Origin of the sequence: Salinivibrio sp. ML323, assembly GCF_001995745.1 — a bacterium.
Taxonomy (GTDB): domain Bacteria; phylum Pseudomonadota; class Gammaproteobacteria; order Enterobacterales; family Vibrionaceae; genus Salinivibrio; species Salinivibrio kushneri.
Genome location: NZ_MUES01000018.1, coordinates 1 through 24,910, shown reverse-complemented (window position 1 = coordinate 24,910; position 24,910 = coordinate 1). Strand labels below are relative to the sequence as shown.

The following is a 24,910-nucleotide window of genomic DNA, read 5'->3' as shown; positions in this document are numbered from 1 at the left end:
AGATTGGTCCCAATACTGATTAGCAGTGCCCTGTATTGATAAGGGACCGGTTTTTTACGGGATCACTCACCGCGTGACACCCCCGAGCAAGGAGCCAATATGATTGAATTTTATTCTGCTGCGACACCTAACGGGCAAAAAGTGGCGATTGCGCTAGAAGAAATGGGGCTGGATTATCAACTCCACAGCGTTGATCTCATGGCCAATGAGCAAAAACAGCCCGATTTTTTAGCCATCAACCCCAACGGTCGTATTCCCGCGATTGTCGATAGAGCCAATGGCGACTTTCCTGTCTTTGAGTCAGGGGCAATTTTACTTTATCTCGCCGAAAAAACGGGGCAGTTCTTACCCAAGGATCCCAAGGCGCGCTCGCAGGCAATTCAGTGGCTGATGTTCCAAATGGGAGGCGTGGGGCCAATGATGGGGCAAGCCAATGTCTTCTATCGCTATTTCCCAGAGACGATCCCCGCCGCGATTGAGCGCTATCAAAAAGAAGGCCGCCGCCTCCTTGAAGTGGTCGATAAGCAACTGCAACAGCACCCTTACTTGGCAGGAGATAGCTATACCATTGCTGATATGGCCACGTGGCCATGGGCGAGGATCCATGAATGGAGCGGTGTCGATGTTAGCGGATTAGACGCGCTACAAGCGTGGCTAGACAAACTCGCCGCGCGTCCTGCTTGTCAAAAAGCATTACTGACTCCCGCGCCTGATGAGGCAACAGACGATGAACGGGCCGAGCAAGTACGCGGCATGGTGACGCGATAGCAAACTCGCTATACTAACGCGTCATGTTCGAGTCAGACAGACAGCCTATCAACTGTCTGTCTGCTAGTTTGGTCGTTTTGAGGAGGTCGCGTGTTAACACCTTGCATTGGTCACTGTCGGCGTGAAGAAGACATTTGCCTCGGTTGCAAGCGCACGCTTGACGAAATTGTTCGCTGGGGAAAAATGACGGACACCGAGCGCGAAACCATTATGTTAGAGCTGGAAAATCGACCAGACCCTTGCCCTACTGACCCGCCTCGCCGCTCACGAAACCCGTTCAAGCGCCGCACTGGCTGAAGGCGCAAGCGGTTTGCGATACTCGATAATCACCGTACTGCCCTCATAATGCACGGCTTCAATCGCCCCATCGACGATCACTTTACTGGTCACGAGCACGTCTTGCTCGACCTGTTCGCGGTCGCGCAAGCTGGGCAGAACCTTGTTCGGCTCAACGCCCATTGCTTGGCAAAACGCAAACACAAACTGGCTATCAAGGACGGCATCGCCGTGAATGCACCGCGAAAAGCTAAGGTGGCTGATCTCAAGCTTTTTTGCCATTTCTATCTGGGTAATCCGAGCTTTCGCTTTATAAGACATCCATATCTCATACAAAGCCTGTCGGTCTTGCTCATTAAACGTCATCACGGTGTCCACTGGCTATCGTTTAAAAACCACTAGCCTAACAACCCAGTACGCCACAATGTCAGCTCGGGGTAAACGACGAGTAAATCTTGCTGGAATCGAGCAGCTCGGTTAGGATCCAAGAGCCCTGATCAGATAAGAGATGTGCTATGGACGTCAACTTGGCGAATCTACCTGCCGACGAGAAACAAAAAATTGAACTCGATAAACAAGCTGCCTACGCCGTATGGAAGGTAGTGAATAACCAAGCGCCACAAACCCTTTACCAGCAGGAAGCCAGCGCCTTAGTCGATTGGCAGCGCGAGGTGTATCTCGCCAGTGTAGAAAAATACCGTGCACAACCTGACGCCTTTATCATCCCTGAGACCGCTTCCTCCGAATAAGGTTTTACCAGCACCTTCGCATCGGTGCTGGCACCTGTCAGTCAGCGTACGCCACACGGTTTTTATTGCCGACATCATTACGCCAAGCTTTCATACGTCTCAACCCCTCACCACTGTTTGGTTTTACCTTACTCGCTGCTGATAGGTGCTGAAAATAAAGCACTTATATCAGTAAGCCTCTTACACGGCGTTTAAAACCCGAACCCCTGTCTTTATTGCCTAATAATTCCTTCATCAAAACAGCACCAAATTGTTATACACTTTTCATCTATCAACTAGCAAAAACCGCCCCCTCCCTCTATTGYTATTCTTATCAAAAATTTCTTTTTTTATTTGGCACAAAGGCAATATAAGCACTAATTTCAAATAAACGTTGGCTGGGTGACTCCTGGTTGGGCAACAAAAAACCGCATAAAAAAGCGGACAATACACGCACACCAAGCACAGGAAGCACCCTTACTTTTTAGACAGGCAAACACGCGCTCAGTAAGGGGTAATTGTCATGACCTTAGGGTTTAAATCACGCATTATTTTGGGGGTCGGGCTGCTCGTCACCCTCTCGCTGGTGGTTCTCGGTTCGATCAATGCGATGTCATTACGTGACAAGATGGTCAGTGCCTTGGTCGAACAAACGAAAAACAAGGTTGATCACCATGTGCTTGAATTAGAGCAATTAGTTCAGTCTCAGCTCACTGCGGTAGAGCAAGGTGCCGGGCACTTCTCGAGAAATTTGACCGAGCCTGAGAATGTCGCACAAGTCCGTATGCTTGCGGACACCGCCGGTATTGCCAATGTGATCATGACCTACGAAAACGGTACGTCGTACATGTCTAATCACAATGGTAATGGTGTGACCACCAATGAATATAACTTCCGAGACCGAGACTGGTACCGTACGGTTAAATCCGATCAGTCCATTCACTTGACTGACATTTACACGGACAAGGTCACCGGTGGAAAAGTGATCAGCGCCGTGGCACCAGTGTTTGAAAACGGCCAGTTTATCGGCGCGCTGCTTGGTGATATTCCGTTAGAAGATGTCATCACGCAAGTCAGTGAGATGCGCTTTGCCGGTGGGGCCGCGACATTGACGGATCAAAACGCGGTGTTTTTTGCCAGTGATGACCCCAATGATATCGGTAAAACCCCCTCTCAAATTAGTCCTAACTTTTCACAAATGGAGAGCATGTTCCGCAGTAGCGAGCAAGGTCACCTCACGTTCCCCTATTTAGGCATTCAATTTGATGGCTATTTCCAGCGAGTCAACCTAACCGAAAACAGGTATTGGACCCTGATGGTTTTTGTTGACCAAGAAACCGCCTTGGCGGGAGTTCGCGATGCCCAATTCGAATCGATTGGCACCGGTGTTGTCCTCCTTATCGCCAGTCTGGGTGCCATTTATGCGATTATTCAGTTTTCGTATCGCCCCTTACTCAAACTCAAAGAAGCGGTATTGGATCTGTCGCGCGGCGAAGGGGATCTCACCGCTCGCCTTGACGTGAACGGCAATGATGATTTGGCGCAAATCAGTGACGGCTTCAACCGCTTTGTCGAGAACTTACAAGGCATGATATTGAGCGTCGCCGAGTCGAGTCAGGCGATCTCCGCCAATATCAGTCAGCTTTCCCAAACGACCAGCGAAAACGAATCTGTGCTCGACGCGCACTCCTCTGAAACCGAGCAAGTGGTCACCGCTATCACTCAAATGAGTGAGAGCGCGCGAAACATTGCAGAAAACGTTTCTCAGTCAAACAGCATCACCGCCTCAGCCAGTAAAGAGGCCAACCAGTCACTCAAAGTGGTTGATAACGCTGTCGTCACGGTCAGTGCACTGGTTGATGAAGTGGAAGAAATGTCTGGCCGAATCACCAGCATGAACAAAGATGCGAACCGGATTAGTGACGTGCTGACGGTAATTGGCGAAATTTCCGAACAAACGAATTTGCTGGCGCTCAACGCGGCCATTGAAGCAGCGCGCGCTGGCGAGCAAGGCCGAGGTTTTGCAGTGGTTGCCGATGAAGTGCGTGCCCTCGCCGCTCGCACGCAAAGCAGCACCACGGAAATTTCTGAGATGCTCACCGCGTTACTCGATGGTACCTCGAGTGTGGTCGAAGCCATGGAGAAAACCAAAGAGCAGTGTCAGACCACGGCAGACAAAACCTCAGAGGTGTCCAACAGCTTGACCATCATGAGCTCATCTGTCACCGAAATCGACGATGTGAGCACCCAAATCGCCACGGCCACCGAGCAACAAAGCTCTGTCGCGGAAGAGCTGAGCAAAAACATGCTGTCGATTCGGGATATGGTGAATAAGCTGGTAGACAGTGGCAATCAAACCACCGCGGCCACCAAGTCGCTGACTCACTCGAACGAAGAGTTAGACCGCATGGTTCACAACTTTAAATTGCAATAAGTCAGCAAAGCCCTGTAGCTCAGCGGGATTGGCGTTGCAAGGCCGCGGCGCCATATCCCGCACCAAGCAAAACTCGGCTCAGCACGACACAAGCCGACTATGGCTGACGTTCACCCGATTAGGCAGTATATGACTGCCTGCTTCCTATTGGCGAGGGTTGTACCTATGTCTCGTTCTTTTCCAACACACGCGTTAACCACGACGTTTGCCCAACAATACCAAACCATTCGCCAACACTTTTTCGACCGTGACCCTGATCGCTGGCCCGTCTATCGGACGCCAGAGCTGGCTCATTGGTTGGAGAACGGCATGCATCCTGTTGTGGCCGACACGGCGAATCCATTGAGCCAACAAACGCATGTTCCCGAACAAAGTGACATTAGCGCCACGACACTGCCTCATCTGGCACGGCAAGCCGCCACCTACTCCAAAGATTGGACATCACCTCGTGCGGTGGAAAACGTGATCACCGCCCCCTGCGATCCGGCGATACATGGGGCTCTCCTTGCTACCATGGCGAACCCCAATCTCGTGTATAGCGAATACGCGGGAATGTCTGTAGAGCTAGAAAAAACACTCGTGCGCCAAGTCGCTAATTTGATTGGCTATGATCCTGACCAAGCAACCGGAATTGTTACCCAAGGCGGGACGTTCGGCAATTTGTACGGTTACTTGATGGGACTGAGAAAGCAGTTCCCGCTATCAGGCCAGCGGGGGTTGCAAGGACAAGATTTTCGCATGATTAACTCACTCGCCGGCCACTATTCAAATATGACTAACCTCGGTTTACTGGGCATAGATATCCCCAACCAGGTATTGCGTATTAAAGTGGATGCCAACAACCGACTTGATCTGGACGATTTTGCCTACTCGCTCAACCATTGTTTAGCCGAGAAGATACCGGTCCCTACCATTTTGCTGACCTTTGGTACCACAGATACCTTCGCGATTGACGACATTGAGCGCGTGTATCAAATCACGACGCAAGCCTGTCAGCGCTTTGACACGTCCGTAAAACCACATATCCATGTTGATGCGGCAGTGGGCTGGCCATTAGTGATGTTCAATGATTATGATTTCGCCGCCAACCCCATCGGGATCAACGCTGCGACATTGAACAAACTTCAAGCATTAATACCACGCATCCGCGGGCTACGCTTTGCCGATTCCATCACTATCGACTTTCAAAAGTGGGGATTCGTGCCCTATACCGCCAGCCTGGTAATGTTCAAACAACACACAGACATGGAGCATCTCAAGCAAGATCCGCATTACTTTTCTTATTTTGAAAGCAGCAAAACACAACAAACCCATCTACAGTCGACAATAGAATGCTCGCGTGGCGCCGCAGGGGCTTATGGCAGTTATTGCGCCCTCAATATGCTGGGTAAACGCGGCTATCAAACCATGATTGCGCATAGCTTGCAAAATGCCGAGTATTTAAAAGCACACCTAGACGCACTCCCCCATTGCAAGGTCGTCGCTGGTGATAACTTGGGGCCGACGGTCGCGTTTCGCCTCTATCAACCCTCCCCCACACTGGATGTGAATGCGATGTTCCAACAAGAACAAACCTTGCATCAAGTCGGGGCGCGCATTGACAGCATTACCCAACATAGCTTATTCCACCGTCAGCATTTTCTTGCCCGACAAGGCAAAAAACTACAAACCAATTGGGTCGAGTCCATTGCACACACAGACTTTGACGCCAACGGTCAATGCCTGTTTATTCCCGGTGAGAAAGCCGTTTTTTTAAATCCGTACACGTGTTACACACATATTGATGAGTTTGTCGCTTCGATATGCACCGAGGACACAGAGCAGTTGGTCTAGTTACCAACGCCAAAAGTGCGGCATAAACAGCGCCAATACGGTGAAATACTCCAAACGCCCTAAGATCATGGCAATATTTAGGATCCAAATGCCCGTATCTGTCACCGGCTGGAAGTTACTGCCTACTTCACCAAAACCTGGCCCAAGCACATTGATACAAGCGACCACGGCGGTAAATGCCGACCAAAAATCGAGCCCGGTCATCATCATTAATAGGGTAAACACACCGGTAGTCAGCGCTGCCAGCGACATAAATGCCATCACCGCTTGAGTCACATCGTTCGAGACCACCTTGTCTTGATAACGAATCGGGATCACGGCCGAGGGGTGTACCAGTTGGTGTAATTGGCGACGAATGATTTTAAAAGTGACAATATCACGGATCATTTTATTGCCGCCGGCAGTCGACCCCGAGCAGCCGCCAAGGTAGGCACAAAACACCAAGAATAAGGCGGTTGCCGCTGGCCACGAGCTAAGATCCGCGGCCCCAAACCCGGTACTGGTAATAAAAGAGACCACATGGAACGCCGCAAAGCTGAGTGATACCCAGAGCGATTCATAACGAGCTTCACCATAAAGGTAAAAACCCAGCACTAGGGAGAGACACGCCACCACAATCAAAAATACCCGTGACTCTTCATCATCGATATACAGTTTTAAACCGCGCCAACCGATACGGAAAATACGAAAATGCAAACCAAAATTGATCGCGCCCAGCAGCATAAACACATTAGAAATCATTAAAATAAGATGGCTTTGAAAATACCACATGCTGGCATCGTGGGTAGAAAACCCACCGGTTGAGACAGTAGAAAAGCTATGGGCAATCGCATCATATGCACTCATGCCAGCCATGTAATAGGCCAGCGCACATACAAGGGTAATCACCACATATACCCCCCACAAATAGTGCGCCGTTTTTGAGATTCGGGGAGAGAGTTTTTCGTCTTTGATTGGCCCTGGCGTTTCAGCTTTTAATAGCCGCATGCCACCCACGTTGAGCATTGGCAATACCGCGACCACGAAGATCACCACGCCAAGCCCCCCCATCCATTGCAAAAATTGACGGTAGAGCAAGAAAGAAGCAGGCATATTGTCCAAGCCACTTAAAATGGTGGCCCCTGCCGTACTCAAGGCACTGATCGACTCAAACGTGGCATCAGTAAAGTTAACCCCAGTGACCAACGCTATCGGAATACCGCCAAGCAACCCCACCAATATCCAGGTCAGCGTCGAAAACAATAATGCATCGCGAAAGGTGACCTGATTGAGTTTGCTTTGCCGAAAAAGCCACGAGATGGCCAATGATGAAATCATCATTAGCAACGAAGGGTAAAAGAAGTCGGTTGAAACACCATCGCGGAAAATAAAAAGCGATAAGAGTCCAAAAACAAATTGAACAACACCCATCCATAAAATAGGCATGCCAAGCAGACGCAGGGTATTTTTAAAGTTAATCATGACAGAGGCAACTCATCATTAACACGCTCGTGGTTTATCGATCCATCGCCACCACGCGTAGCGACAAACAGTGGCGTAACACTTATCACCTCACCGTTTAACTATATAGGTCTTATTCCAGAATGTCATGGAGGATTAAGGCCTCATATCTACGTCGTTAATACCCTGCATACAAGGCATTACATCGCAGACACGTTATGAAAAAGCCGGGCATCACTGCCCGGCTTCCTAATTTTACTGTGCTTGACGACGATCGCCGCGCGCAGGGCCACCACGACGCTCGTTGCCGCGATCACGGTTGAAACGACGTTCGCCACGGCCACGCTCGTTACGGCCACGACCGCCGCCATTGCGGTCACCGCCACGACGTTCGCGCATGATTTGACCTTCAACACGCTGGGCGTTGGTCTCTTTTTGGCGAATACGCAGTTTTTGCAATTGTGCAAACACGTCTTTCGGCATGGTTTTCGGCAACTGTACAAACGTATGTGCCGGTGCCAGCTTGATCGCGCCAATGTTTTGCTTGTTTAAGCCAAGCTCGTTGGCAATCGCGCCCACAATATCTTTAACCTGAACACCTTGCTCACGACCCACGTCCAATTGGTACGTATCCCAATCAGCTGGGTTGGTGTCACGACGGTCAGTGCCATTTTGACGATCGTCACGACGACGTTCACGGCGTTGTTTCTCACGCTCCATCGCTGCAATCATCGGGTCTGGGCCCTTGTAGAACAATGGACGCTTACCTTGCTGGCGTTGTAACAGCATCGCTGCCAAGGTGGTTGCATCCACGTCGATATCGTTTTGCAGTTGCTCAATCAGCTCAACGAAAGGTGCCATGGCATCGCCATCTTTCTTTTCAGCTAACTCGCCGGCTAATTGAGCGACACGTGCTTCCGCCACTTTATCGCGGTTTGGCAGCTGAATTTCTTCCATCTTGGTCTGCGTGACACGCTCAACCGTGCGCAGCATACGCATTTGGTTAGGGCGCACCAACAGAATCGCTTTACCCGCGCGGCCAGCACGGCCAGTACGACCAATACGGTGAATGTAAGACTCCGCATCAAACGGAATATCATAGTTAAATACGTGAGTGATGCGCGGTACATCAAGGCCACGTGCCACGACGTCAGTCGCGACCAAAATATCAATCACGCCACGCTTTAAGTGATCAACCGTGCGCTCACGCAGTGACTGTGGGATATCCCCGTGCAGTGCCGCCGATTTAAAACCACGCGCTGACAACCAGTCGGCAAGACGCTCGGTGTCTTGGCGGGTGCGCACAAATACGATAGACGCATCAGTGTCTTGCGTTTCTAGCAGACGGCTCATCGCTTCGTCTTTTTCAACACCTTTAACCACCCAGAACTGCTGCTCAACCTTCTCAACCGTACGGTTGCTACCCGCGACGTCGATACGCGCCGGCTCACGCAAGAAGCGATCAACGATTTGTTTAACGATAGGCGGCATGGTTGCCGAGAACAGGATGCGCTGTGCACTCTCAGGCGCTTGCTCCATGATCCAGGTAACATCGTCCACAAAGCCCATCTTGAGCATTTCATCCGCTTCGTCGAGGATAAAGGTATGCACTTCGTCGAGTTTCAAGCGATCGCGGTTGATCAAGTCTTTCACACGTCCTGGCGTACCGACCACGATATGCGCGCCGCTTTTCAGCGCTTTCATTTGGTCAACAATCGACGCACCGCCGTAAATCTCAAGGACTTTTAAGCCTTTGATGTTTTGTGCCAGCGTCTTCATTTCCGCCGCGACTTGGATGGCAAGCTCACGCGTTGGTGCCATAACGATAGCTTGTGGCTTGCGCTGGCTTAAGTCGACTTTGTTCAACAGCGGCAGCGAGAATGCAGCGGTTTTACCCGTACCGGTTTGTGCTTTACCGAGCGCATCACGGCCTTCGAGGAGTACAGGGATAGAAGCGGCTTGGATAGGTGTAGGGGTTTCAAAGCCCATTGAGTCAAGCGCAGACAAAAGGGTGTCGGCCAGATCTAACTGGCGAAATTTGGTTACAGATTCTTGCATTGGGATCCCAATCTATAGAGTGTAGCGAAACGGGGCCCCTCAAGCGTTCTGCTCAACCATGCAACACTGTCTGTCATACAGTGTCAGTCACCAGCGCCATGGGCCTCGGTCATTAAGGATGTGCATTCTGCGCTATTTACACTAAAAAAGCCAGAAAAAGTTGAACAAGTTCACAAAATTTGCGGTATGTGAGCAGGTTTATAGCAATTTGTACATAGAGGCAACAAAGGTCGCGGCCATTCTCCGCACTTTCCATACGTTTAAATCGAGTCACAGGATTTTAGTGTCACGGGTTGGTTTTGAAACAGTGAATCCGTATAGTGTGGCGATCCGTTTATCGAGACCCGAGTTATGTTTCAAGACAATCCCCTGCTAGCACAGCTAAAGCAACAGATCCAAGAAACCTTGCCGAAAAAAGAAGGCCAGGTAAAAGCCACCGAAAAAGGCTTCGGCTTCCTCGAAGTTGATGACAAGACCAGCCTTTTCATTCCGCCTCCATATATGAAGAAAGTGCTCCACGGTGACCGTGTTGAAGCCTTTGTTCGCACCGAGAAAGACCGCGAAGTGGCTGAGCCGGATACGCTGGTAGAAGCCAGCTTAGATCGCTTTATTGGCCGTGTGCAGTGGATCCGTAACCGTCTCAACGTGGTTCCCGATCACCCGCAAATGAAAGACGCCCTGCGCGCAAAAACGCAGCGTGGCTTGTCGCAAGACAACTTGAAAGAAGGTGACTGGGTCGTCGCGTCCCTCATCCGCCATCCACTGAAAGGCGATGACAACTTTATGTGCCAGGTCAGTGAAAAAATCACTGATGCGGACGATAAAATTGCGCCTTGGTGGGTCACGCTGGCAAAACATAACTTGCCCAACCAAGAGCCGGCCCCAAAAGATGAGTGGCCACTGCTGGAGCAAGGACTCGAACGTCGCGACCTGACTGATTTGCCGTTTGTAACCATCGACAGTGAATCCACCAAAGACATGGATGACGCCCTGTACGTCAAAGCCAACGCACAAGGTGGCTTTACCATGACAGTGGCCATTGCCGATCCAACGGCATACATTGATGCCGATGAGGCGCTTGATCAAGTCGCGCGTGACCGCGGGTTCACCATTTACTTGCCTGGGCGCAATATCCCAATGCTGCCGCGTGATCTGAGTGATGATTTATGTTCACTACGAGCCAACGAAAAGCGTCCGGCGCTTTGCTGCACCTTTGATATTGATGCTGACGGCACCATTGCCGACGACGCTGAATTCTTCTCAGCTTGGATTCAATCACACGGTCAGCTTGCTTACGATAAAGTCTCTGATTACATCGAACTCGGTGAACAAGCGCAGTGGCAGCCAGAATCAGCAGCCATCGCCGACCAAATTCATCAGCTTCACCAGTTTGCACTTGCTCGCATTGAGTGGCGTGAGACGCACGCGGTGACCTTCCCCGACCGTCCTGATTATCGCTTTGAGCTCAGCGAAGACAACGATGTGATTGCCATCCACACCGATCAGCGCCGCATTGCCAATCGGATCGTGGAAGAATCGATGATCAGCGCCAACATCTGCGCAGGCCGCAAACTTAGTGACGCATTCGGGTTTGGTATCTTTAACACACACGCCGGCTTTAACAGTGAAAAGCTCGACGATGTGGTCGAGCTGGTGAAAGCGCACGACGGCGAGGCGGACAGCGAAAGCCTAGCCACCGTCGAAGGCTTCAGCGCACTCCGTCGCTGGTTAAACAGCCTAGATACCACCTATCTCGATAATCGCTTGCGCCGTTTCCAAGCCTACAGCGAAATTGGTCATGAGCCAGCACCACACTACGCGATGGGCCTAGATGTCTACGCCACGTGGACATCACCTATTCGTAAATACGGCGATATGATCAACCACCGTTTGCTCAAAGCGATTATTCGCGGCGAAACAGAGGCCAATGCCCCGGCCGATACCGTGGGTGAAGAGCTTGCTGGCCATCGTAAGCATCACCGGATGGCCGAGCGCGATGTCGCTGATTGGCTCTATACCCGCTTGCTCAAGCCAGAAGTTGAAGCGCAAACCCGCTACACCGCGGAGATTTTTGACATCAACCGAGCCGGAATGCGTGTACGCTTGCTGGAAAATGGCGCGCCTGCCTTTATCCCATCGTCGTTGATTATGGATAACAAAACGCGGATTGCTTGTGATAAAGAGACGGGCACAGTGACTATCGACGGGAATATTGAGTTCAAGCTCGGTGATAGCCTAGAAGTCATTATCGCCGATATTAAAGAGACAACGCGCTCGATTGTGGCTAAGCCAACCCAAGTATTTACCCTGCCTGAGGCGTCACAGAGCGAATAAACCTGTTCTCGCTCTAACCACGCCCGTCGTGCAAAATATCCGCAGAAAGCCAAGCATCGCTTGGCTTTCTTTTTGCCCCCAAAATGATAGTCTAATCATTAAAATAAACTGACTCGCTAGACCATTGCAGTTATCACATTCTCAGCGTCAGGCCATCCCCTAAGCAGCTATCCGTGGTACGTTAATGGTGTTACCTCAACCCAATAAGAGGTTTCATGGGATTTTTGCGTTCATCCGTGGTCCGTATGGGGACGCCCATTGTTTTACTGCTGCTGCTTGCCGCGAGCTATCAACCCTTGATTGCCTCGCTAGCTCCCTATTACAACTTAATTTACGCAGCGCCGTATTTTCTGTTATTCACCGCGCTCCTTTTAAGCCACTTATTCAAAAGCGCCCGCGTCGGTATGATGGTGGTGATCTTATTAGTAGGATACACAGTGATCCTCACGCGACTACAATCGCCACTCAATCATGGCACAACCTATATGGAGTACTTGCTGCTCACGGTCGCGCTACCGATTAACTTGCTGTATATGATCATCGTACGCGATCAAAAACTCACCTCTCGATTTGGTCTGTTCTTTTTCCTCGCCATTGGTATGGAAATCGGCTGGTGTGCGCTTCTCGTGCAGCAATTCGGTGAGCTGTCCACCTCTCTCCATCAACACCCAGTATTAGTCAGAATAACGTCAGTGAGCCCCATGCCACTGCTGCTGATCGTGCTGCTCTCTATTTTGGTCTGTGTCAGTATCATTCGACTGTTGCGCAAAAATAGTATTGAGGACCATGCCGCCTTTGTCAGCGTGTTATGCGGTGTCACAACCTTGGTGTTTTTTAATGTGCCTTTTATTTCTTCGCTGATATTTTCGTTGGCAGGTGTGTTATTGATTGCCAACCAGGTATCGCTCAGCCACCAACTGGCCTTTATGGATGGGCTTACCGAAATTGCGGGGCGTCGGGCACTTGAAGACGAGCTCAAACATCTGGGCCGCCAATATACCCTCGCGATGCTCGACGTTGACCACTTTAAAAAATTTAACGATAAATACGGTCACGAAACAGGCGATGATGTCCTTAAGCTCGTCGCCAAACATATGGCACATTGTGAAGGAGGCGCCAGTGCCTTTCGTTACGGCGGTGAAGAATTTACGTTGTTGTTTAAAGGAAAAACCACCGAACACTGCCTACCGTTTCTTGACGCCCTGCGTGAGGATATCGCCAATTACCCCTTGGTTCTACGTGATGCGTCTCGTCCCCATGATGACAAACAAGGCCGGCAAAAGCGCGGACATGCAAGCCAAAACAAACCGGTCAATATAACTGTCAGCATTGGCTATGCTGATGCCTCGCAAGCCGACACCCCCGACGAGGTATTACAGTTGGCAGATAAAGCCTTGTACAAAGCCAAAGAGGCCGGACGTAACTGCATTAAGGGAAGTGTATGAAGCATTGGTTAGTGATATTTGTTTTTACCGTTTTTCTGGCAGGCTGTGCGATGCAGCGTGACGCGGCAACGACAGCTGACATGCCTAGTTCGGACAAAACGATTCGCGATCAGGCGCTAGACCAGGTACTCACTCAGCTTTATCGTCAGTGGCAAGGCACACCTTATCGGTGGGGAGGCACCTCACGCCAAGGCATCGATTGCTCAGCGTATACGCAGCGCGTCTATCAAGAAGCCCTCGCCACACCACTACCGCGCACCACCCACGGCCAGGCAAAAACCGGCTATGCCATTGGCTATCAATCCGCACGCCAAGGCGATCTGGTGTTTTTTCATATTCGCCCCGGCCTTCGCCATGTCGGCATCTTTCTGGGTGGACAGCGGTTTATGCATGCGTCCGCCTCAAAGGGCGTGACAGTGTCACGATTAGACAATCCTTATTGGCAAGCGCGCTTCTGGCAATTCCGCCGTTATTTCTGAGGCGAAGCTTTTACCAAGTCAGCCAGTTCGCAACAGGGTTGATAGCGCGGGCACGTGACGACATGATCATTGACCATACCAAGCGCTTGCATCAGCGAATAGCAAATCGTCTCGCCTACAAATTTAAACCCGCACTTTTTCAAAAAGCGGCTCATGGCGTGGGACTCGTCGGTCGCGGTCGCCACATCGGCATCCGATTGGTGCTGATTCACAATCGGTACACCGCCGGTAAACTGCCAAAGTGCCTTCGCTAAGGATCCATACTCTTCCACCAGCGTCACCGCCGCCTTAGCATTGGTAAACACAGAGGCCACTTTCAAGCGATTGCGGACAATCTCGTGGTTGGCCATGATCGCCGCGATATTCGGCTCGGCCACGTTGGCGAGTTGATAGAAGTCGAAATCGGAGAACGCGGCACGATAAGCCGCACGCTTTTGTAGGATGAGACGCCAACTCAGTCCTGCTTGTGCGCCCTCTAAACAAATAAACTCAAAGATCGCTTGATCATCAAACGTTGGCACGCCCCACTCGCTATCGTGGTACGCACGCTCAGCCTCGCTTTGTTGTGCCCATTGGCAAATGTCCATCTTTGACCTCACCCTTGTTATACAAATTTACGCCAACGTTTTGTTGCTTGTGGCACGAAATCAGCGACTTAACCATGTAAAGGCTATCGTTTCTCGGAAGATCACGCTATCTTTGATCGCGATAAGTTTTTGAAACGTAATAAACCAGTTGATCCGTGTTGTTGATGACACTCATAAACAGAAAGGAAACCCCGTGACAAAAAAGCATTTCTTGATCACCGGCGCCGGGCAGCGTATCGGCTATGCACTGGCCTGCCACTTTCTCAATCAGGGTCACCAGGTAACGTTATCTTATCGTACCGAGCGCCCTCAAGTGGCCGATTTAAGAGCGCGGGGCGCGCGTTGTTTGCACGCAGACTTCTCAACGGATGAGGGCGTTTATTCCTTCATTGACCAAATTGATGCTTTAAATCCCACTTTCGATACATTGATCCACAATGCGTCATCTTGGGACAGTGAGAAACACAGCCAAGATATTGCATCGCTGTTTGATAACATGATGCAAATCCATGCAAAAACACCTTATCTCATCAATATGGCCGCGCCCCGCTGGATGCAACAGGGTGATATTATCCATCTCACCGATTATGTCGCGCAAAAAGGCAGTGCCAAACACACCGCTTATGCCACCAGCAAAGCTGCGCTCGAAAATCTTACCCTCTCGTTTGCACAGAAAATGGCACCATCAATCAAAGTGAACAGTATTTCACCAGCATTAATCATGTTTAATGATGGCGATGATGAAGCCTATCGAGAAAAAGCACGCCGTAAGTCACTATTAAGATCCGTCCCCGGTGAGCAAGAAGTGGTGAATGCATGCGAATTTATTCTCGCCAGTCAACATATGACCGGCCAATCTATCAAGCTGGATGGCGGACGCCATCTCATTTAATTTCGTGACCAGGGAAAGATTATGAACGACGCTGTGATTAAAATAACCAACCTGCGCCTACGTACTTACATTGGGTTTAATCCTGACGAGCAGGAGAAAAAACAAGACGTAGTCATCAATGTCGAGATTCATTATCCAGGCCACAAGGCGTGTGAAGAAGACAACGTTGATGATGCACTCAATTACAAAGATATAACCAAAGCGATTATCGACTATGTTGAGAACGGACGTTTTCTCTTACTCGAAAAGCTGGTTGCGGGTGTTTTAGAGATTACACGTGACCATCACTGGGTGCGCTACGCACAAGTGACCATTGATAAGCCGCATGCACTCAGATTTGCCGACTCTGTCTCATTAAGCCTAAGCTGGACCGCTAACGAGTCGTAACACCGCACAGAGTTCGTTAGAATTATTCGAACATCATGTTCAAGGTGAACAGCTTCTATATTGCCGTTCACCTTATATACTGTGCTGGATTAGTAATTGGGAGCGGGAACAAATGACACCGAAAAATAGCTACGATCGCGTTATGCGTACGCTACACTGGCTATCGAGTCTCGTTATCGTTGGCCTTTTCGCTGTCGGATTGTGGATGGTCGACTTGAGCTACTACAGTAGTTGGTATCAAACTGCGCCACACTGGCACAAATCGATAGGCATATTACTGGCGATAACGACTGTTGGTCGACTTGTGTGGAAAGCAACACACACTATGCCCACCGTTGAAGGTAAGGCTTGGGAACGTAAAGCGGCAACAGCAGGCCATCATACTATTTACCTGCTCCTTGCCACACTGTTTGTCTCTGGATACTTGATCTCAACCTCAGACGGACGTGGGATTGAAGTATTCACCTGGTTTACCGTGCCGAGCGCAGGGGAGCTGTTTCCTAATCAATCAGACATTGCTGGCGATATACACTACTACGTCGCCATCACCTTGATTGTGTTAGCAGCAGGCCATGCCATTATGGCACTTAAACACCATTTTAAAGATAAAGACAATACGTTACGGAAGATGATCGGAGGAAACCCGAAATGAAAAAACTCATGTTAGCCATGGGAATGAGCGCCGCGACACTCTTATCTGGGCCTGCACTGGCAGACACTTATATGATTGACACCAAAGGCGCACATGCCTCGGTCAACTTCAAAGTGCCACACCTAGGTTACAGCTTTACCAAAGGTCGTTTTAATACGTTTGACGGCCAATTTGAATTCGACCCAGATAACATTGGCGCATCAAGTGTGTCGGTGACGATTGATACAGCCAGTATTGATTCTAACCACGCCGAGCGTGATAAGCACATTCGTAGCGGTGATTTCCTGGATGTGGGCGAATATGGCCAAGCATCCTTTGAAAGCACCAAGGTAACCGACAACGGTGACGGCTCGATGACCATCGCAGGCGATCTGACCTTGCATGGCCAAACTAAGCCGATTGAAATCGACGCAGAGCTGGTTGGCCACGGTGAGGATCCTTGGGGCAACTACCGCGCAGGCTTTATGGGTAACACCCGCCTGGAGCTAGAAGACTTCGGGATTCCTACCATGGGCCCTGCCACCTATGTTGATATGGAGCTGCACGTCGAAGGTATCCGTCAGTAAACCACCGTCAGTCAATATCATGATGAAGCCTCGGGTCCTCCGGGGCTTTTTGTCGCACACTGAAACCCAATCGTCATAGTTGCTGGCTAGGATGGACGGCATGAAAAACAATCAGCAAGCAGCTATGACGGCACCTATTAACATCGCATTTTTCGATCTCGACGAAACCCTTATCGCCACTGACACCAAGCAAGCGTGGCTTGAGTATCTTCGCCAGCGCGATCTCGCCCCACACAATGTGGTTGAACACGAACGTCAAGCTTATCTCGATTTCAAAAAAGCGCGGATTAATCTTGAGAAATACATGCACGTTCAGCTCACGCCAGTGAAGGGGCAATCGACCCAAACAGTGGAACGCTGGGTCACTGATTTTATCGATAGACAGGTCGCGCCAGTCGTGGTCCCCCAAGCATTAGAGCGGATTGAATGGCACCGTAACCGTGGTGACCACTGTGTGCTGGTGTCTAATACCGCCGCACATTTGGCAAGGCCGATTGGCGAACTACTCAAGCTCGACACCGTGATTGCGATTGAGCTTGAAACATTAAATGGCGTATATACGGGCAGCATATCGCATTGCGTGCGTGATTATCGTGGCAAGCACGACTACATGCAGGCATGGCTATCTGACCGTCATGACACTGTCGGCCACACATATGGTTACAGTGACTCGCACTGGGATGTCCCCTTGCTTGAGCAAGTCGACAGCGCCTTTGCGGTCAATCCCGACCCGCACTTAAGCCTGCACGCGCAAGAAAAAGATTGGACTATAATGGAGTGGGCCAGGCACGACACCATTCGTGATTGAGTGTGCATGCTCACTGTCAGCAACCCCATATGGGCGGTGGCAATGATTGATTGCCGCAATGAATGGGCGCTATCGGCGCCTTTTTTATTAACATCCACTTGAGAATGATTATCATAACCGTTATCTTTAATGTATGATCGGCTGGCGACCTCACGCCGTAGTCACACGCATAGTAAAAGAGATAAAGGCTTATGAAGAAGAACATCATCATTATCGTCGCGCTCTTGCTCTCTCCGATGGCGCACGCCGACCAATCAAAACACGCGGACAAGTTAAAAGTGGTGACCAGCTTTACCATTCTCGCGGATATGGCCGCCAACGTGGCGGGCGAGCATGCCGAGGTGGTATCGCTTACTAAACCCGGCGCTGAGATCCACAATTACCAACCCACCCCAGGGGATATTCTGCGTGCACAAGGTGCGGATGTGGTGATGTGGAACGGGTTAGGCCTAGAGCGTTGGTTCGAACGTTTTTTCCAGCACATCGACAAGGTACCGAATGTGATCTTATCTGAGGGAGTGGAGCCAATTGTGATTGCCTCGGGCCCGTATCGTGGCAAACCCAACCCCCACGCGTGGATGTCTCCTTCTGATGCAATGAAATACGTTGATAACATTGCGCAAGCCCTGATTAAATACGACCCTGCCAATCAAGCTCATTATCAAGCCAATGCCAAGGCCTACAAGGCAAAAATTCAAGCTGTGTTCGCGCGTGCGCAAGACGCGCTATCCGCAGTCCCCGAATCACAGCGTTGGCTAGTAAGCAGCGAAGGCGCTTTTTCTTATCTGGCACGTGATTTAAACCTCAACGAAGCCTATTTATGGCCGATTAACGCTGAGCGTCAGGGCACACCACAACAAGTTCGCGCACTGATTGATACCGTGCGAGAACACCAAGTGCGTGCTGTCTTTTCTGAAAGCACCGTGTCTGATGCGCCCGCCAAACAAGTCGCCGCGGAAACCGACGCACACTATGGCGGCATTTTATATGTCGATTCGCTCAGTCAAGCTGACGGACCCGTGCCTGACTATCTATCCTTACTAACAGTGACTACAGAAACCGTGTTAGCGGGGTTGCACAATGACGCACTATGATTTAACCGACGGCACGCCCAGTGTGTTAGATGTCAACGAGGTACGTGTCGTCTATCGAAACGGCCTGTGTGCCCTTGAGCACGCCAGCTTCTCGCTGCCCGCGCAAACCATCACTGCCTTGGTGGGTGCCAATGGCAGCGGCAAATCCACCTTATTTAAAGCGATCATGGGGTTTGTGAATCCCGGCAGTGGCAGCATTGCGGTGAACGGCACCCCCATTAAGCAAGCGCAAAAAGCAGGCTTGGTCGCTTATGTGCCTCAATCGGAAGAAATCGATTGGTCGTTTCCGGTGTTAGTGGAAGACGTGGTGATGATGGGCCGCTACGGCAAGATGTCATTTATGCGTCGCCCCAAAGCGGCGGATCATCAGGCGGTGGATGAAGCCTTAGCCCGCGTTGATATGACAGCCTTTCGCCAGCGCCAAATTGGTGAACTGTCCGGCGGACAGAAAAAGCGCGTTTTTCTCGCCCGTGCTCTGGCTCAGCACAGCCCGCTGATTTTACTGGATGAGCCTTTTACTGGCGTAGATGTTACCAGTGAAGAGTCGATTATGCGTTTGCTGCTTGAGCTCAAAGACGAAGGCAAAACCATTTTAATTGCCACCCATAACCTTGGCACCGTGCCCGACTTTTGCGATCGCACCGTGCTGGTCAATCGCGCGGTGGTGGCAGGCGGACACACCGAGCATGTTTTTACCACCGAGAACCTGAGTGCAATTTTTGGCGGCAAACTGCGCCAGTATGTGATGCCTAGCGATCAGCTCCACCAAGATGCCGATCCGCGCGAACTGTCGGTCATTTCCGACGATGAGCGGCCCTTGGTGGTGTATGGCAAGCGCGAACAAAGCTCGCAGGAGCGGCGCGAATGAGCTTACTCGATCCCCTCGCCTATCAATACATGCAAAAGGCATTGCTGGTCACCACCTTAATTGGTGGCGTGTGCGGCTTGCTCTCCGCCTTTTTGATGCTCAAGGGCTGGTCGCTGATGGGCGATGCCCTCTCTCATGCGATTGTACCGGGCGTTGCCGGCGCTTATATGCTGGGCTTGCCCTTTTCGCTCGGTGCCTTTGCTGCCGGCGGCATGGCCGCGAGCGTGATGCTGTTTTTGCACCAACGTAGCCAGATAAAACAAGATGCGATCATCGGTTTAATCTTCTCGAGCTTTTTCGCCTTCGGCCTCTTTTTGGTCTCGATTTCGCCCGTCGCGGTCGATATTCAACAAATTATGCTGGGCAACTTGCTCGCCATTGCCCCGCTCGATGCGATGCAAATGCTGATCATTGCCTTGGTGAGCCTCACCGTGCTGGCAGTGAAATGGCGTGATTTTATGCTGACTTTTTTCGATGAAAGCCACGCCCGCTGCATTGGTTTACCTGTGGTGGGGCTCAAAGTGCTGTTTTTTGCGCTGCTCAGTGCTTGCACCATGGCGGCACTTAAAAGTGTCGGTGCCTTTTTGGTGATTTGCTTAGTAATCGCCCCCGGTGCCACCGCCTATTTATTGAGCGATCGCTTCGGGCCCGTGTTGGTGCTGAGCGGTGTCATCGGCACACTCACCTCGCTATTTGGGGTGTATATCAGCTATTTCGCCAACCTTAACGCCGGCGCACTGATTGTGCTGGCCCAAGTGGGACTCTTCTTAGCCGCCTTTGTGTTTGGCCCCAAACACGGGATCCTCGCGCGGCGCGCCAAACGTCAGGAGGCACTGCAATGAATCCGTATCAACTGACTTTTATGCAAGATGCTTTGCTCATGGCCGTCTTAGTGGCGCTGCCTTGTGCGCTGCTTTCTTGCTATTTGGTGTTAAAAGGCTGGTCACTGATTGGCGATGCCGTGGCACACGCGGTGCTGCCGGGATTGGTACTAGCAAACTTATTTGGCCTGCCGCTGATTGTCGGCGCCTTTGCCGCCGGTTCTGCATGCGCCACCAGTGTGCATTGGCTCAAACAAAATAGCCGTGTGAAAGAAGACACCTTACTGGGGATTGTGTTTTCTGGCTTTTTCGCGCTGGGGCTGATTTTGCAAGGCCAATTCCCGTCTGATTTGCACCTTGATCATATTCTATTTGGCAACCTGTTGGGGATTAACCACCAACAGTTGCTCACCGCCGCCATTACCGGCTTAGTCGTGCTTGCGCTGGTGTTGCTTAAAGGGCGAGATTTAATGCTGCTATCGTTCGACCCCGCACAAGCCAGCGTGCTCGGGCTCCCCGTACAAAAGCTTCACTGGCTCCTGCTCTCGGTGATGATTGCCACCATTGTCGCGGGGTTACATGCCGTGGGGATCATCTTAGTGGTGGCGATGTTGATTGCACCGGGCGTCACCGCCTTTATGCTCAGCAAGCAATTTAGCCGTATGTTATGGATTGCCTGTGCGATCGCTTTAGTCACCGCCGTGGGCGGCGTGACCTTATCGTTTTATCTCRACAGCGCCCCCGGCCCGACTATTGTATTGCTACTCACCGGCTGCTTTGTAGTGACCTTTGCATGGCAGCAATATCAAATCCACCGCAACCAAAAGCGCCCGCAACCGACGCGCCAAACCACAAAAGCAACGCGCTCTGCCACCACCCATTCAGCGCAATCGCACTAACCGGCACCGACGGACACAGCGACACCTAACCTCAGCAGTGCGCGAGATAGAGCTCGCGCACATTGCTCGTCGCATAGGTTTTATCGCCCATGGCCATCATCTTGCCTTCACGCACGTCAAATTTCAGCCTAGTGGTATGCTTCGTAAGTGCTCTTCGATGGCCTTAATCATCGACTTAGTAAGTGGTAAATGCGCTTTTTCTTTCGCCCATACTTCATGGAAGCCTGCTACAGTTTGCTTTGCGGTATCTAACACCAATTTTTCTGGCAACATGGCTTTAGCAGCTAAGTGTGATAGCTCATCCAGCGTAAAATCACTGAATTTCTTGCTACGGCTAACCTTAAGCGACGCACTATCATCGGGGATATAAGGAATGGTCGAGACAAAGTCATAAGCAGGTGCAATCGATGCTGTGCGCCTATCTTTATAGATCACAGACCAATTCTTCAAGTGCATATCGGCATTTCCAATTAGACTATTGAACACCAATCGGCGAGTAAATTCTGCAATGTCTTCGTCTTGCCCTTCAACACCGATAACCTGAGCAATATTCCGCATACTGGCTTTTTTGTATTTATCTTGAGGATAAACGCCGAACACTTGCGCAAAGTCCTCAATGTGCACAGTTTGACCATCTGCACGATCAAAACGCTTGATCACAAACGCACTGTCACCAAATTTGCCAATGCCATTTGGGATATTAGCAATCCGATTAATAGGGAGTAACTGCGTTTCTGGCACGTCCATTCCCAACATTCGAGCCAGTTCCATCATTGAATATTCATTTTCTGGCACAGCTTGAAATCGAGACGCCGGTAATTTTACAACCCAAGAACCACCTTGACCGGTTGCTGGGATCGTCAAACCGCCATTTGCCTGCTGCACAGCTGAAAACTTCAATTGCACTCCCGCCAATGAAAAACGCATTGGCCCATCTGTTTTCGTTTCATCTTCAATGTCTTGATGCACATTAGGCGGTAAGGCTTCACCATCCGCTGGCTCAACCGTGGTAAGCGGTTAATAAACCCCACATACCCATAAGACACGGGCTTTGCCATAGTACCTTTTTAAGCGGAGGTACCATGAAACAAGCACAAAAACGCGCGCACTGGGCGGCGATCATTGAACAACAAAAGCAAAGCACAGTGTCCATTAAGCAGTTTTGCCAAGATAACGCTATTCCCTATCAAACTTTTTATTATTGGTCNGTAAGCGGTTAATAAACCCCACATACCCATAAGACACGGGCTTTGCCATAGTACCTTTTTAAGCGGAGGTACCATGAAACAAGCACAAAAACGCGCGCACTGGGCGGCGATCATTGAACAACAAAAGCAAAGCACAGTGTCCATTAAGCAGTTTTGCCAAGATAACGCTATTCCCTATCAAACTTTTTATTATTGGTCGAAGCGATTACGTGAAGACGAGCAAACGCAAACCGTGCAGCCGGTCGTGGTCGACGCGTCCGGTCACTTACCAGGGGCGTCCGTCGTGCTTGTCTTTGCCAATGGCATTCGAGCAGAGTTACCCGCCACGCTCAACGCCGCACAAATCAAACACTGGGTGGATGCACTGCAATGACGCCTTCTGGCAAGGTATTCTTGGTCTCTGGCGTCACCGACATGCGCAAGTCGATTGACGGTCTATCATTGATCGTGGCCGAGCAGCTTGAGATGGATCCCTTTAGTGAAGCCTGGTTTATTTTCTGTAATCGCGGTCGCGATAAGCTCAAAATCTTATTCTGGGATACCAATGGGTTTTGGCTGTATTACCGCCGCCTCGAAAAGGGCACCTTCAAGTGGCCTCGCCCGAGCCCTGACGGCGTGATCACTCTGAGTAAACCGCAACTTCACTGGCTCCTATCGGGACTGTCACTGGAAAACAGTCACGGGCATCATCCTTTAAAGGGACTAGAAGTGTGACCCATGACAGTGATCATCATATTGCCCTTGAACGATCCTTTTGCGCCGTCAAACTTGTTGCCATGACACGGTAAGAAGATGACGCCCAATGACCGACCTCCCTGATGATATCGAGCAACTTAAAGCCATGCTAGTGGCGAAAGAGGCATTGCTGCATGACAAAGAGGAAGAGATCTCGGCGTTAAAAAATCACGTTCAGTTATTGATTGAGCAGTTAAATCTGAGCCAATCCAAACGCTTTGCCGCACAAAGTGAAAAAGTGACGAAAGGCACTTTCAACGAAGCCGAGCAGCAAGATGCGTTACCCTCTGCGCCTAAGGCGCGACGTCAAACAGGACGCAAACCCCTACCTGCTGATCTTGAGCGTGAGGTGCACACCCATACCTTAAATACCCCTTATTGCGCGTGCTGCGACGTGCCCTTACACGCCTGTGGCAAAGAAGTGAGCGAAACATTGAAAATCGTGCCGCAGCGGGTCAGTGTCATTCGCCATGAGCGCACCAAATATGCCTGCCGCCAGTGCGAGCAAACCGCTGAAACCAGCCAGGTAGTGACCGCACCGAAGCCAGCTAGCATGATCCCCAAAAGCCTTGGCAGTCCAGAGGCGTTTGCCGCCGTCGTGACCGCCAAATATGTGGATGCACTGCCGCTATATCGTCAAGTTGATATGCTGAACCGAGCGGGTATCGACATTAGCCGTGCCACTTTAGCCAACTGGTGTGTGCAGCTGGGCAGCAAAGTTGACGTGATTATCGATACGATGAAAGCACAGTTAGCCAGCGAGCCACTTATCTGCGCCGATGAAACCACGGTGCAAGTGCTCAAAGAAGCAGATAGAAAAGCGCAGTCGACCTCTTACATGTGGGTGTATCGCAGTGGTGAATTTACCGACCACCCGGTGGTGATTTATGATTATCAACCCAGTCGAGCCGGCGCGTGTGTGCGAGCGTTCCTGGGCGATTATCAGGGCTATCTTCTGTCCGATGGTTACAGTGCTTACGATACCGTTGACGGTGTGACGCAAGCAGCGTGTATGGCTCATGTTCGCCGTAAATTTACCGATGCGCAAAAGGCGTCGCCCTCGAAAAAAGCCGGCAAGCCAGAAAAAGCGCTCACCTTCATCAACAAGCTCTACGGCATCGAGCGACGCGGGAAACACTTATCGGCCGAGGCCCGGCAACAACTCAGACAGCAAGAAAGTCTGCCTCTGTTAAATGACTTTAAACGCTGGCTTGATAGCATGCATGTGTTGCCCAAAGGCGCCTTGGGCCAGGCCATCACGTATGCGAAAAATCAGTGGCCCAAACTGCTGACCTATCTGGAAGATGGCCGCATTAGCATCGACAACAATGTGACGGAGCGAGACATCCGTCCGTTCGCCACAGGGCGAAAGAACTGGATGTTCTCGACATCTGTCGGTGGAGCAAAAGCGAGTGCTAATCTGTATAGCTTGGTGATGACATGCCGTGCCAATGACATCAATCCCTATTATTACTTCCGGCACCTGTTCGCTGAATTACCCAAGCGGTCGCCATCGGACGATATGTCAGATCTGATGCCATGGTGTGTGGATCTCAGTGATGTCGAGTAGGCGTTCACCGGTTTATTAACCGCTTACC

General features: G+C 50.8%; 25 protein-coding genes and 1 pseudogene. 21 read left to right on the top strand and 5 right to left on the bottom strand.

All coding sequences use genetic code 11. The annotated features are described in order from the left end of the window. The first annotated feature begins 99 nt into the window (after window positions 1–99). Together BZG13_RS10825 and BZG13_RS15665 are read left to right on the top strand one after the other, a co-directional pair. Complete coding sequence (locus BZG13_RS10825) at window positions 100–768, top strand: glutathione S-transferase family protein (RefSeq protein WP_077486631.1); 669 nt, start codon at window positions 100–102, stop codon at window positions 766–768. A 90-nt stretch (window positions 769–858) separates the two neighbouring features. Beyond that, window positions 859–1,065, top strand: coding sequence for a DUF1289 domain-containing protein (locus BZG13_RS15665; protein ID WP_077457855.1), 207 nt, complete (start codon window positions 859–861; stop codon window positions 1,063–1,065). Here the strand turns inward: BZG13_RS15665 and BZG13_RS10815 are convergent. Next, on the bottom strand, window positions 1,033–1,365 hold the full coding sequence (locus BZG13_RS10815; RefSeq protein ID WP_241824799.1) for an XRE family transcriptional regulator: 333 nt from the start codon (window positions 1,363–1,365) through the stop codon (window positions 1,033–1,035). The two genes, BZG13_RS15665 and BZG13_RS10815, sit on opposite strands and share 33 nt — an antisense overlap. Before the next feature lie 194 nt (window positions 1,366–1,559). On the opposite strand from BZG13_RS10815, the gene BZG13_RS10810 reads away from it, so the two are divergent. The 3 genes from BZG13_RS10810 (at window position 1,560) to BZG13_RS10800 (ending at window position 6,039) form a co-directional block, all read left to right on the top strand. Beyond that, a complete protein-coding gene (locus BZG13_RS10810; protein ID WP_077486630.1) occupies window positions 1,560–1,793 on the top strand; it encodes a DUF3283 family protein in 234 nt (77 codons plus the stop codon). Between the two features lie 502 nt (window positions 1,794–2,295). After that, window positions 2,296–4,206 (top strand): methyl-accepting chemotaxis protein, encoded by a 1,911-nt coding sequence (locus BZG13_RS10805; RefSeq protein WP_077486629.1) that lies wholly within the window; start codon window positions 2,296–2,298, stop codon window positions 4,204–4,206. Between the two features lie 165 nt (window positions 4,207–4,371). After that, entirely contained in the window at window positions 4,372–6,039 is a 1,668-nt protein-coding gene (locus tag BZG13_RS10800; RefSeq protein WP_077486628.1) for a pyridoxal phosphate-dependent decarboxylase family protein, read from the top strand. Here BZG13_RS10800 and BZG13_RS10795 read toward each other — a convergent pair whose 3' ends face one another. Continuing rightward, window positions 6,040–7,500, bottom strand: a complete 1,461-nt coding sequence (locus tag BZG13_RS10795) for a TrkH family potassium uptake protein (RefSeq protein ID WP_077486627.1) — start codon at window positions 7,498–7,500, stop codon at window positions 6,040–6,042. It lies immediately after the preceding gene. Window positions 7,501–7,734: 234 nt separating this feature from the next. After that, window positions 7,735–9,537: a DEAD/DEAH box helicase gene (locus tag BZG13_RS10790; protein ID WP_077486626.1), complete on the bottom strand. Its 1,803-nt coding sequence runs from the start codon at window positions 9,535–9,537 to the stop codon at window positions 7,735–7,737. Window positions 9,538–9,888: 351 nt separating this feature from the next. Between BZG13_RS10790 and BZG13_RS10785 the strand changes: the two genes are divergently transcribed. From BZG13_RS10785 to BZG13_RS10775, 3 genes are all read left to right on the top strand, one after another. Further along, the gene (locus tag BZG13_RS10785; protein WP_077486625.1) at window positions 9,889–11,871 is read left to right on the top strand and encodes an exoribonuclease II; all 1,983 of its coding nucleotides are present in this window, start codon (window positions 9,889–9,891) and stop codon (window positions 11,869–11,871) included. A 215-nt stretch (window positions 11,872–12,086) separates the two neighbouring features. Further along, on the top strand, window positions 12,087–13,316 hold the full coding sequence (locus BZG13_RS10780) for a GGDEF domain-containing protein (RefSeq protein ID WP_077486624.1): 1,230 nt from the start codon (window positions 12,087–12,089) through the stop codon (window positions 13,314–13,316). Continuing rightward, window positions 13,313–13,795: a C40 family peptidase gene (locus BZG13_RS10775; protein WP_077486623.1), complete on the top strand. Its 483-nt coding sequence runs from the start codon at window positions 13,313–13,315 to the stop codon at window positions 13,793–13,795. The genes BZG13_RS10780 and BZG13_RS10775 overlap by 4 nt, the downstream gene beginning before the upstream one ends. Here BZG13_RS10775 and BZG13_RS10770 read toward each other — a convergent pair. Next, window positions 13,786–14,382, bottom strand: a complete 597-nt coding sequence (locus BZG13_RS10770) for a DNA-3-methyladenine glycosylase I (RefSeq protein WP_077486622.1) — start codon at window positions 14,380–14,382, stop codon at window positions 13,786–13,788. The two genes, BZG13_RS10775 and BZG13_RS10770, sit on opposite strands and share 10 nt — an antisense overlap. Window positions 14,383–14,575: 193 nt before the next feature. Between BZG13_RS10770 and folM the strand changes: the two genes are divergently transcribed. The 9 genes from folM to BZG13_RS10725 all read left to right on the top strand — a co-directional run bounded on the left by folM (window position 14,576) and on the right by BZG13_RS10725 (window position 21,369). Further along, window positions 14,576–15,274: a dihydromonapterin reductase gene (folM, locus tag BZG13_RS10765; protein ID WP_077486621.1), complete on the top strand. Its 699-nt coding sequence runs from the start codon at window positions 14,576–14,578 to the stop codon at window positions 15,272–15,274. A gap of 21 nt (window positions 15,275–15,295) precedes the next feature. Continuing rightward, window positions 15,296–15,661 (top strand): dihydroneopterin triphosphate 2'-epimerase, encoded by a 366-nt coding sequence (gene folX, locus BZG13_RS10760; RefSeq protein ID WP_077486620.1) that lies wholly within the window; start codon window positions 15,296–15,298, stop codon window positions 15,659–15,661. 112 nt (window positions 15,662–15,773) lie between these two features. After that, a complete protein-coding gene (locus tag BZG13_RS10755; protein WP_077461382.1) occupies window positions 15,774–16,313 on the top strand; it encodes a cytochrome b in 540 nt (179 codons plus the stop codon). Next, window positions 16,310–16,879: a YceI family protein gene (locus BZG13_RS10750; RefSeq protein ID WP_077486619.1), complete on the top strand. Its 570-nt coding sequence runs from the start codon at window positions 16,310–16,312 to the stop codon at window positions 16,877–16,879. The genes BZG13_RS10755 and BZG13_RS10750 overlap by 4 nt, the downstream gene beginning before the upstream one ends. A gap of 100 nt (window positions 16,880–16,979) precedes the next feature. Continuing rightward, window positions 16,980–17,687 (top strand): HAD family hydrolase, encoded by a 708-nt coding sequence (locus tag BZG13_RS10745; protein WP_158074889.1) that lies wholly within the window; start codon window positions 16,980–16,982, stop codon window positions 17,685–17,687. A gap of 191 nt (window positions 17,688–17,878) precedes the next feature. Then, on the top strand, window positions 17,879–18,781 hold the full coding sequence (locus tag BZG13_RS10740; RefSeq protein WP_077486617.1) for a metal ABC transporter substrate-binding protein: 903 nt from the start codon (window positions 17,879–17,881) through the stop codon (window positions 18,779–18,781). Continuing rightward, the gene (locus BZG13_RS10735; RefSeq protein WP_077486616.1) at window positions 18,768–19,649 is read left to right on the top strand and encodes an ATP-binding cassette domain-containing protein; all 882 of its coding nucleotides are present in this window, start codon (window positions 18,768–18,770) and stop codon (window positions 19,647–19,649) included. The genes BZG13_RS10740 and BZG13_RS10735 overlap by 14 nt, the downstream gene beginning before the upstream one ends. Further along, a complete protein-coding gene (locus BZG13_RS10730) occupies window positions 19,646–20,491 on the top strand; it encodes a metal ABC transporter permease (protein ID WP_077486615.1) in 846 nt (281 codons plus the stop codon). Before BZG13_RS10735 ends, BZG13_RS10730 begins: the two co-directional genes overlap by 4 nt. After that, window positions 20,488–21,369, top strand: coding sequence for a metal ABC transporter permease (locus BZG13_RS10725; protein ID WP_077486614.1), 882 nt, complete (start codon window positions 20,488–20,490; stop codon window positions 21,367–21,369). Before BZG13_RS10730 ends, BZG13_RS10725 begins: the two co-directional genes overlap by 4 nt. Window positions 21,370–21,492: 123 nt before the next feature. Here the strand turns inward: BZG13_RS10725 and BZG13_RS10720 are convergent. Further along, a pseudogene (locus tag BZG13_RS10720) lies at window positions 21,493–22,377 on the bottom strand (type II toxin-antitoxin system HipA family toxin); the annotation flags it as partial. Between the two features lie 74 nt (window positions 22,378–22,451). On the opposite strand from BZG13_RS10720, the gene tnpA (BZG13_RS15660) reads away from it, so the two are divergent. The 4 genes from tnpA (BZG13_RS15660) to tnpC all read left to right on the top strand — a co-directional run bounded on the left by tnpA (BZG13_RS15660) (window position 22,452) and on the right by tnpC (window position 24,882). Next, window positions 22,452–22,589, top strand: coding sequence for an IS66 family insertion sequence element accessory protein TnpA (tnpA, locus tag BZG13_RS15660; RefSeq protein ID WP_443216358.1), 138 nt, complete (start codon window positions 22,452–22,454; stop codon window positions 22,587–22,589). A gap of 61 nt (window positions 22,590–22,650) precedes the next feature. Then, window positions 22,651–22,950: an IS66 family insertion sequence element accessory protein TnpA gene (gene tnpA, locus BZG13_RS10710; protein WP_077486613.1), complete on the top strand. Its 300-nt coding sequence runs from the start codon at window positions 22,651–22,653 to the stop codon at window positions 22,948–22,950. After that, the gene (gene tnpB / locus BZG13_RS10705) at window positions 22,947–23,291 is read left to right on the top strand and encodes an IS66 family insertion sequence element accessory protein TnpB (RefSeq protein WP_025675503.1); all 345 of its coding nucleotides are present in this window, start codon (window positions 22,947–22,949) and stop codon (window positions 23,289–23,291) included. Before tnpA (BZG13_RS10710) ends, tnpB begins: the two co-directional genes overlap by 4 nt. Window positions 23,292–23,379: 88 nt before the next feature. After that, entirely contained in the window at window positions 23,380–24,882 is a 1,503-nt protein-coding gene (tnpC, locus tag BZG13_RS10700; RefSeq protein ID WP_077486612.1) for an IS66 family transposase, read from the top strand. The last annotated feature ends 28 nt before the right edge of the window (window positions 24,883–24,910 follow it).

Coding starts and splice junctions, on each gene's coding strand:
- BZG13_RS10825 (WP_077486631.1), top strand. CDS start 100: ATGATTGAATTTTATTCTGCTGCGACACCTAACGGGCAAAAAGTGGCG.
- BZG13_RS10815 (WP_241824799.1), bottom strand. CDS start 1,365: ATGTCTTATAAAGCGAAAGCTCGGATTACCCAGATAGAAATGGCAAAA.
- BZG13_RS10810 (WP_077486630.1), top strand. CDS start 1,560: ATGGACGTCAACTTGGCGAATCTACCTGCCGACGAGAAACAAAAAATT.
- BZG13_RS10805 (WP_077486629.1), top strand. CDS start 2,296: ATGACCTTAGGGTTTAAATCACGCATTATTTTGGGGGTCGGGCTGCTC.
- BZG13_RS10800 (WP_077486628.1), top strand. CDS start 4,372: ATGTCTCGTTCTTTTCCAACACACGCGTTAACCACGACGTTTGCCCAA.
- BZG13_RS10795 (WP_077486627.1), bottom strand. CDS start 7,500: ATGATTAACTTTAAAAATACCCTGCGTCTGCTTGGCATGCCTATTTTA.
- BZG13_RS10790 (WP_077486626.1), bottom strand. CDS start 9,537: ATGCAAGAATCTGTAACCAAATTTCGCCAGTTAGATCTGGCCGACACC.
- BZG13_RS10785 (WP_077486625.1), top strand. CDS start 9,889: ATGTTTCAAGACAATCCCCTGCTAGCACAGCTAAAGCAACAGATCCAA.
- BZG13_RS10780 (WP_077486624.1), top strand. CDS start 12,087: ATGGGATTTTTGCGTTCATCCGTGGTCCGTATGGGGACGCCCATTGTT.
- BZG13_RS10775 (WP_077486623.1), top strand. CDS start 13,313: ATGAAGCATTGGTTAGTGATATTTGTTTTTACCGTTTTTCTGGCAGGC.
- BZG13_RS10770 (WP_077486622.1), bottom strand. CDS start 14,382: ATGGACATTTGCCAATGGGCACAACAAAGCGAGGCTGAGCGTGCGTAC.
- folX (WP_077486620.1), top strand. CDS start 15,296: ATGAACGACGCTGTGATTAAAATAACCAACCTGCGCCTACGTACTTAC.
- BZG13_RS10755 (WP_077461382.1), top strand. CDS start 15,774: ATGACACCGAAAAATAGCTACGATCGCGTTATGCGTACGCTACACTGG.
- BZG13_RS10750 (WP_077486619.1), top strand. CDS start 16,310: ATGAAAAAACTCATGTTAGCCATGGGAATGAGCGCCGCGACACTCTTA.
- BZG13_RS10745 (WP_158074889.1), top strand. CDS start 16,980: ATGAAAAACAATCAGCAAGCAGCTATGACGGCACCTATTAACATCGCA.
- BZG13_RS10740 (WP_077486617.1), top strand. CDS start 17,879: ATGAAGAAGAACATCATCATTATCGTCGCGCTCTTGCTCTCTCCGATG.
- BZG13_RS10735 (WP_077486616.1), top strand. CDS start 18,768: ATGACGCACTATGATTTAACCGACGGCACGCCCAGTGTGTTAGATGTC.
- BZG13_RS10730 (WP_077486615.1), top strand. CDS start 19,646: ATGAGCTTACTCGATCCCCTCGCCTATCAATACATGCAAAAGGCATTG.
- tnpA (WP_077486613.1), top strand. CDS start 22,651: ATGAAACAAGCACAAAAACGCGCGCACTGGGCGGCGATCATTGAACAA.
- tnpB (WP_025675503.1), top strand. CDS start 22,947: ATGACGCCTTCTGGCAAGGTATTCTTGGTCTCTGGCGTCACCGACATG.
- tnpC (WP_077486612.1), top strand. CDS start 23,380: ATGACCGACCTCCCTGATGATATCGAGCAACTTAAAGCCATGCTAGTG.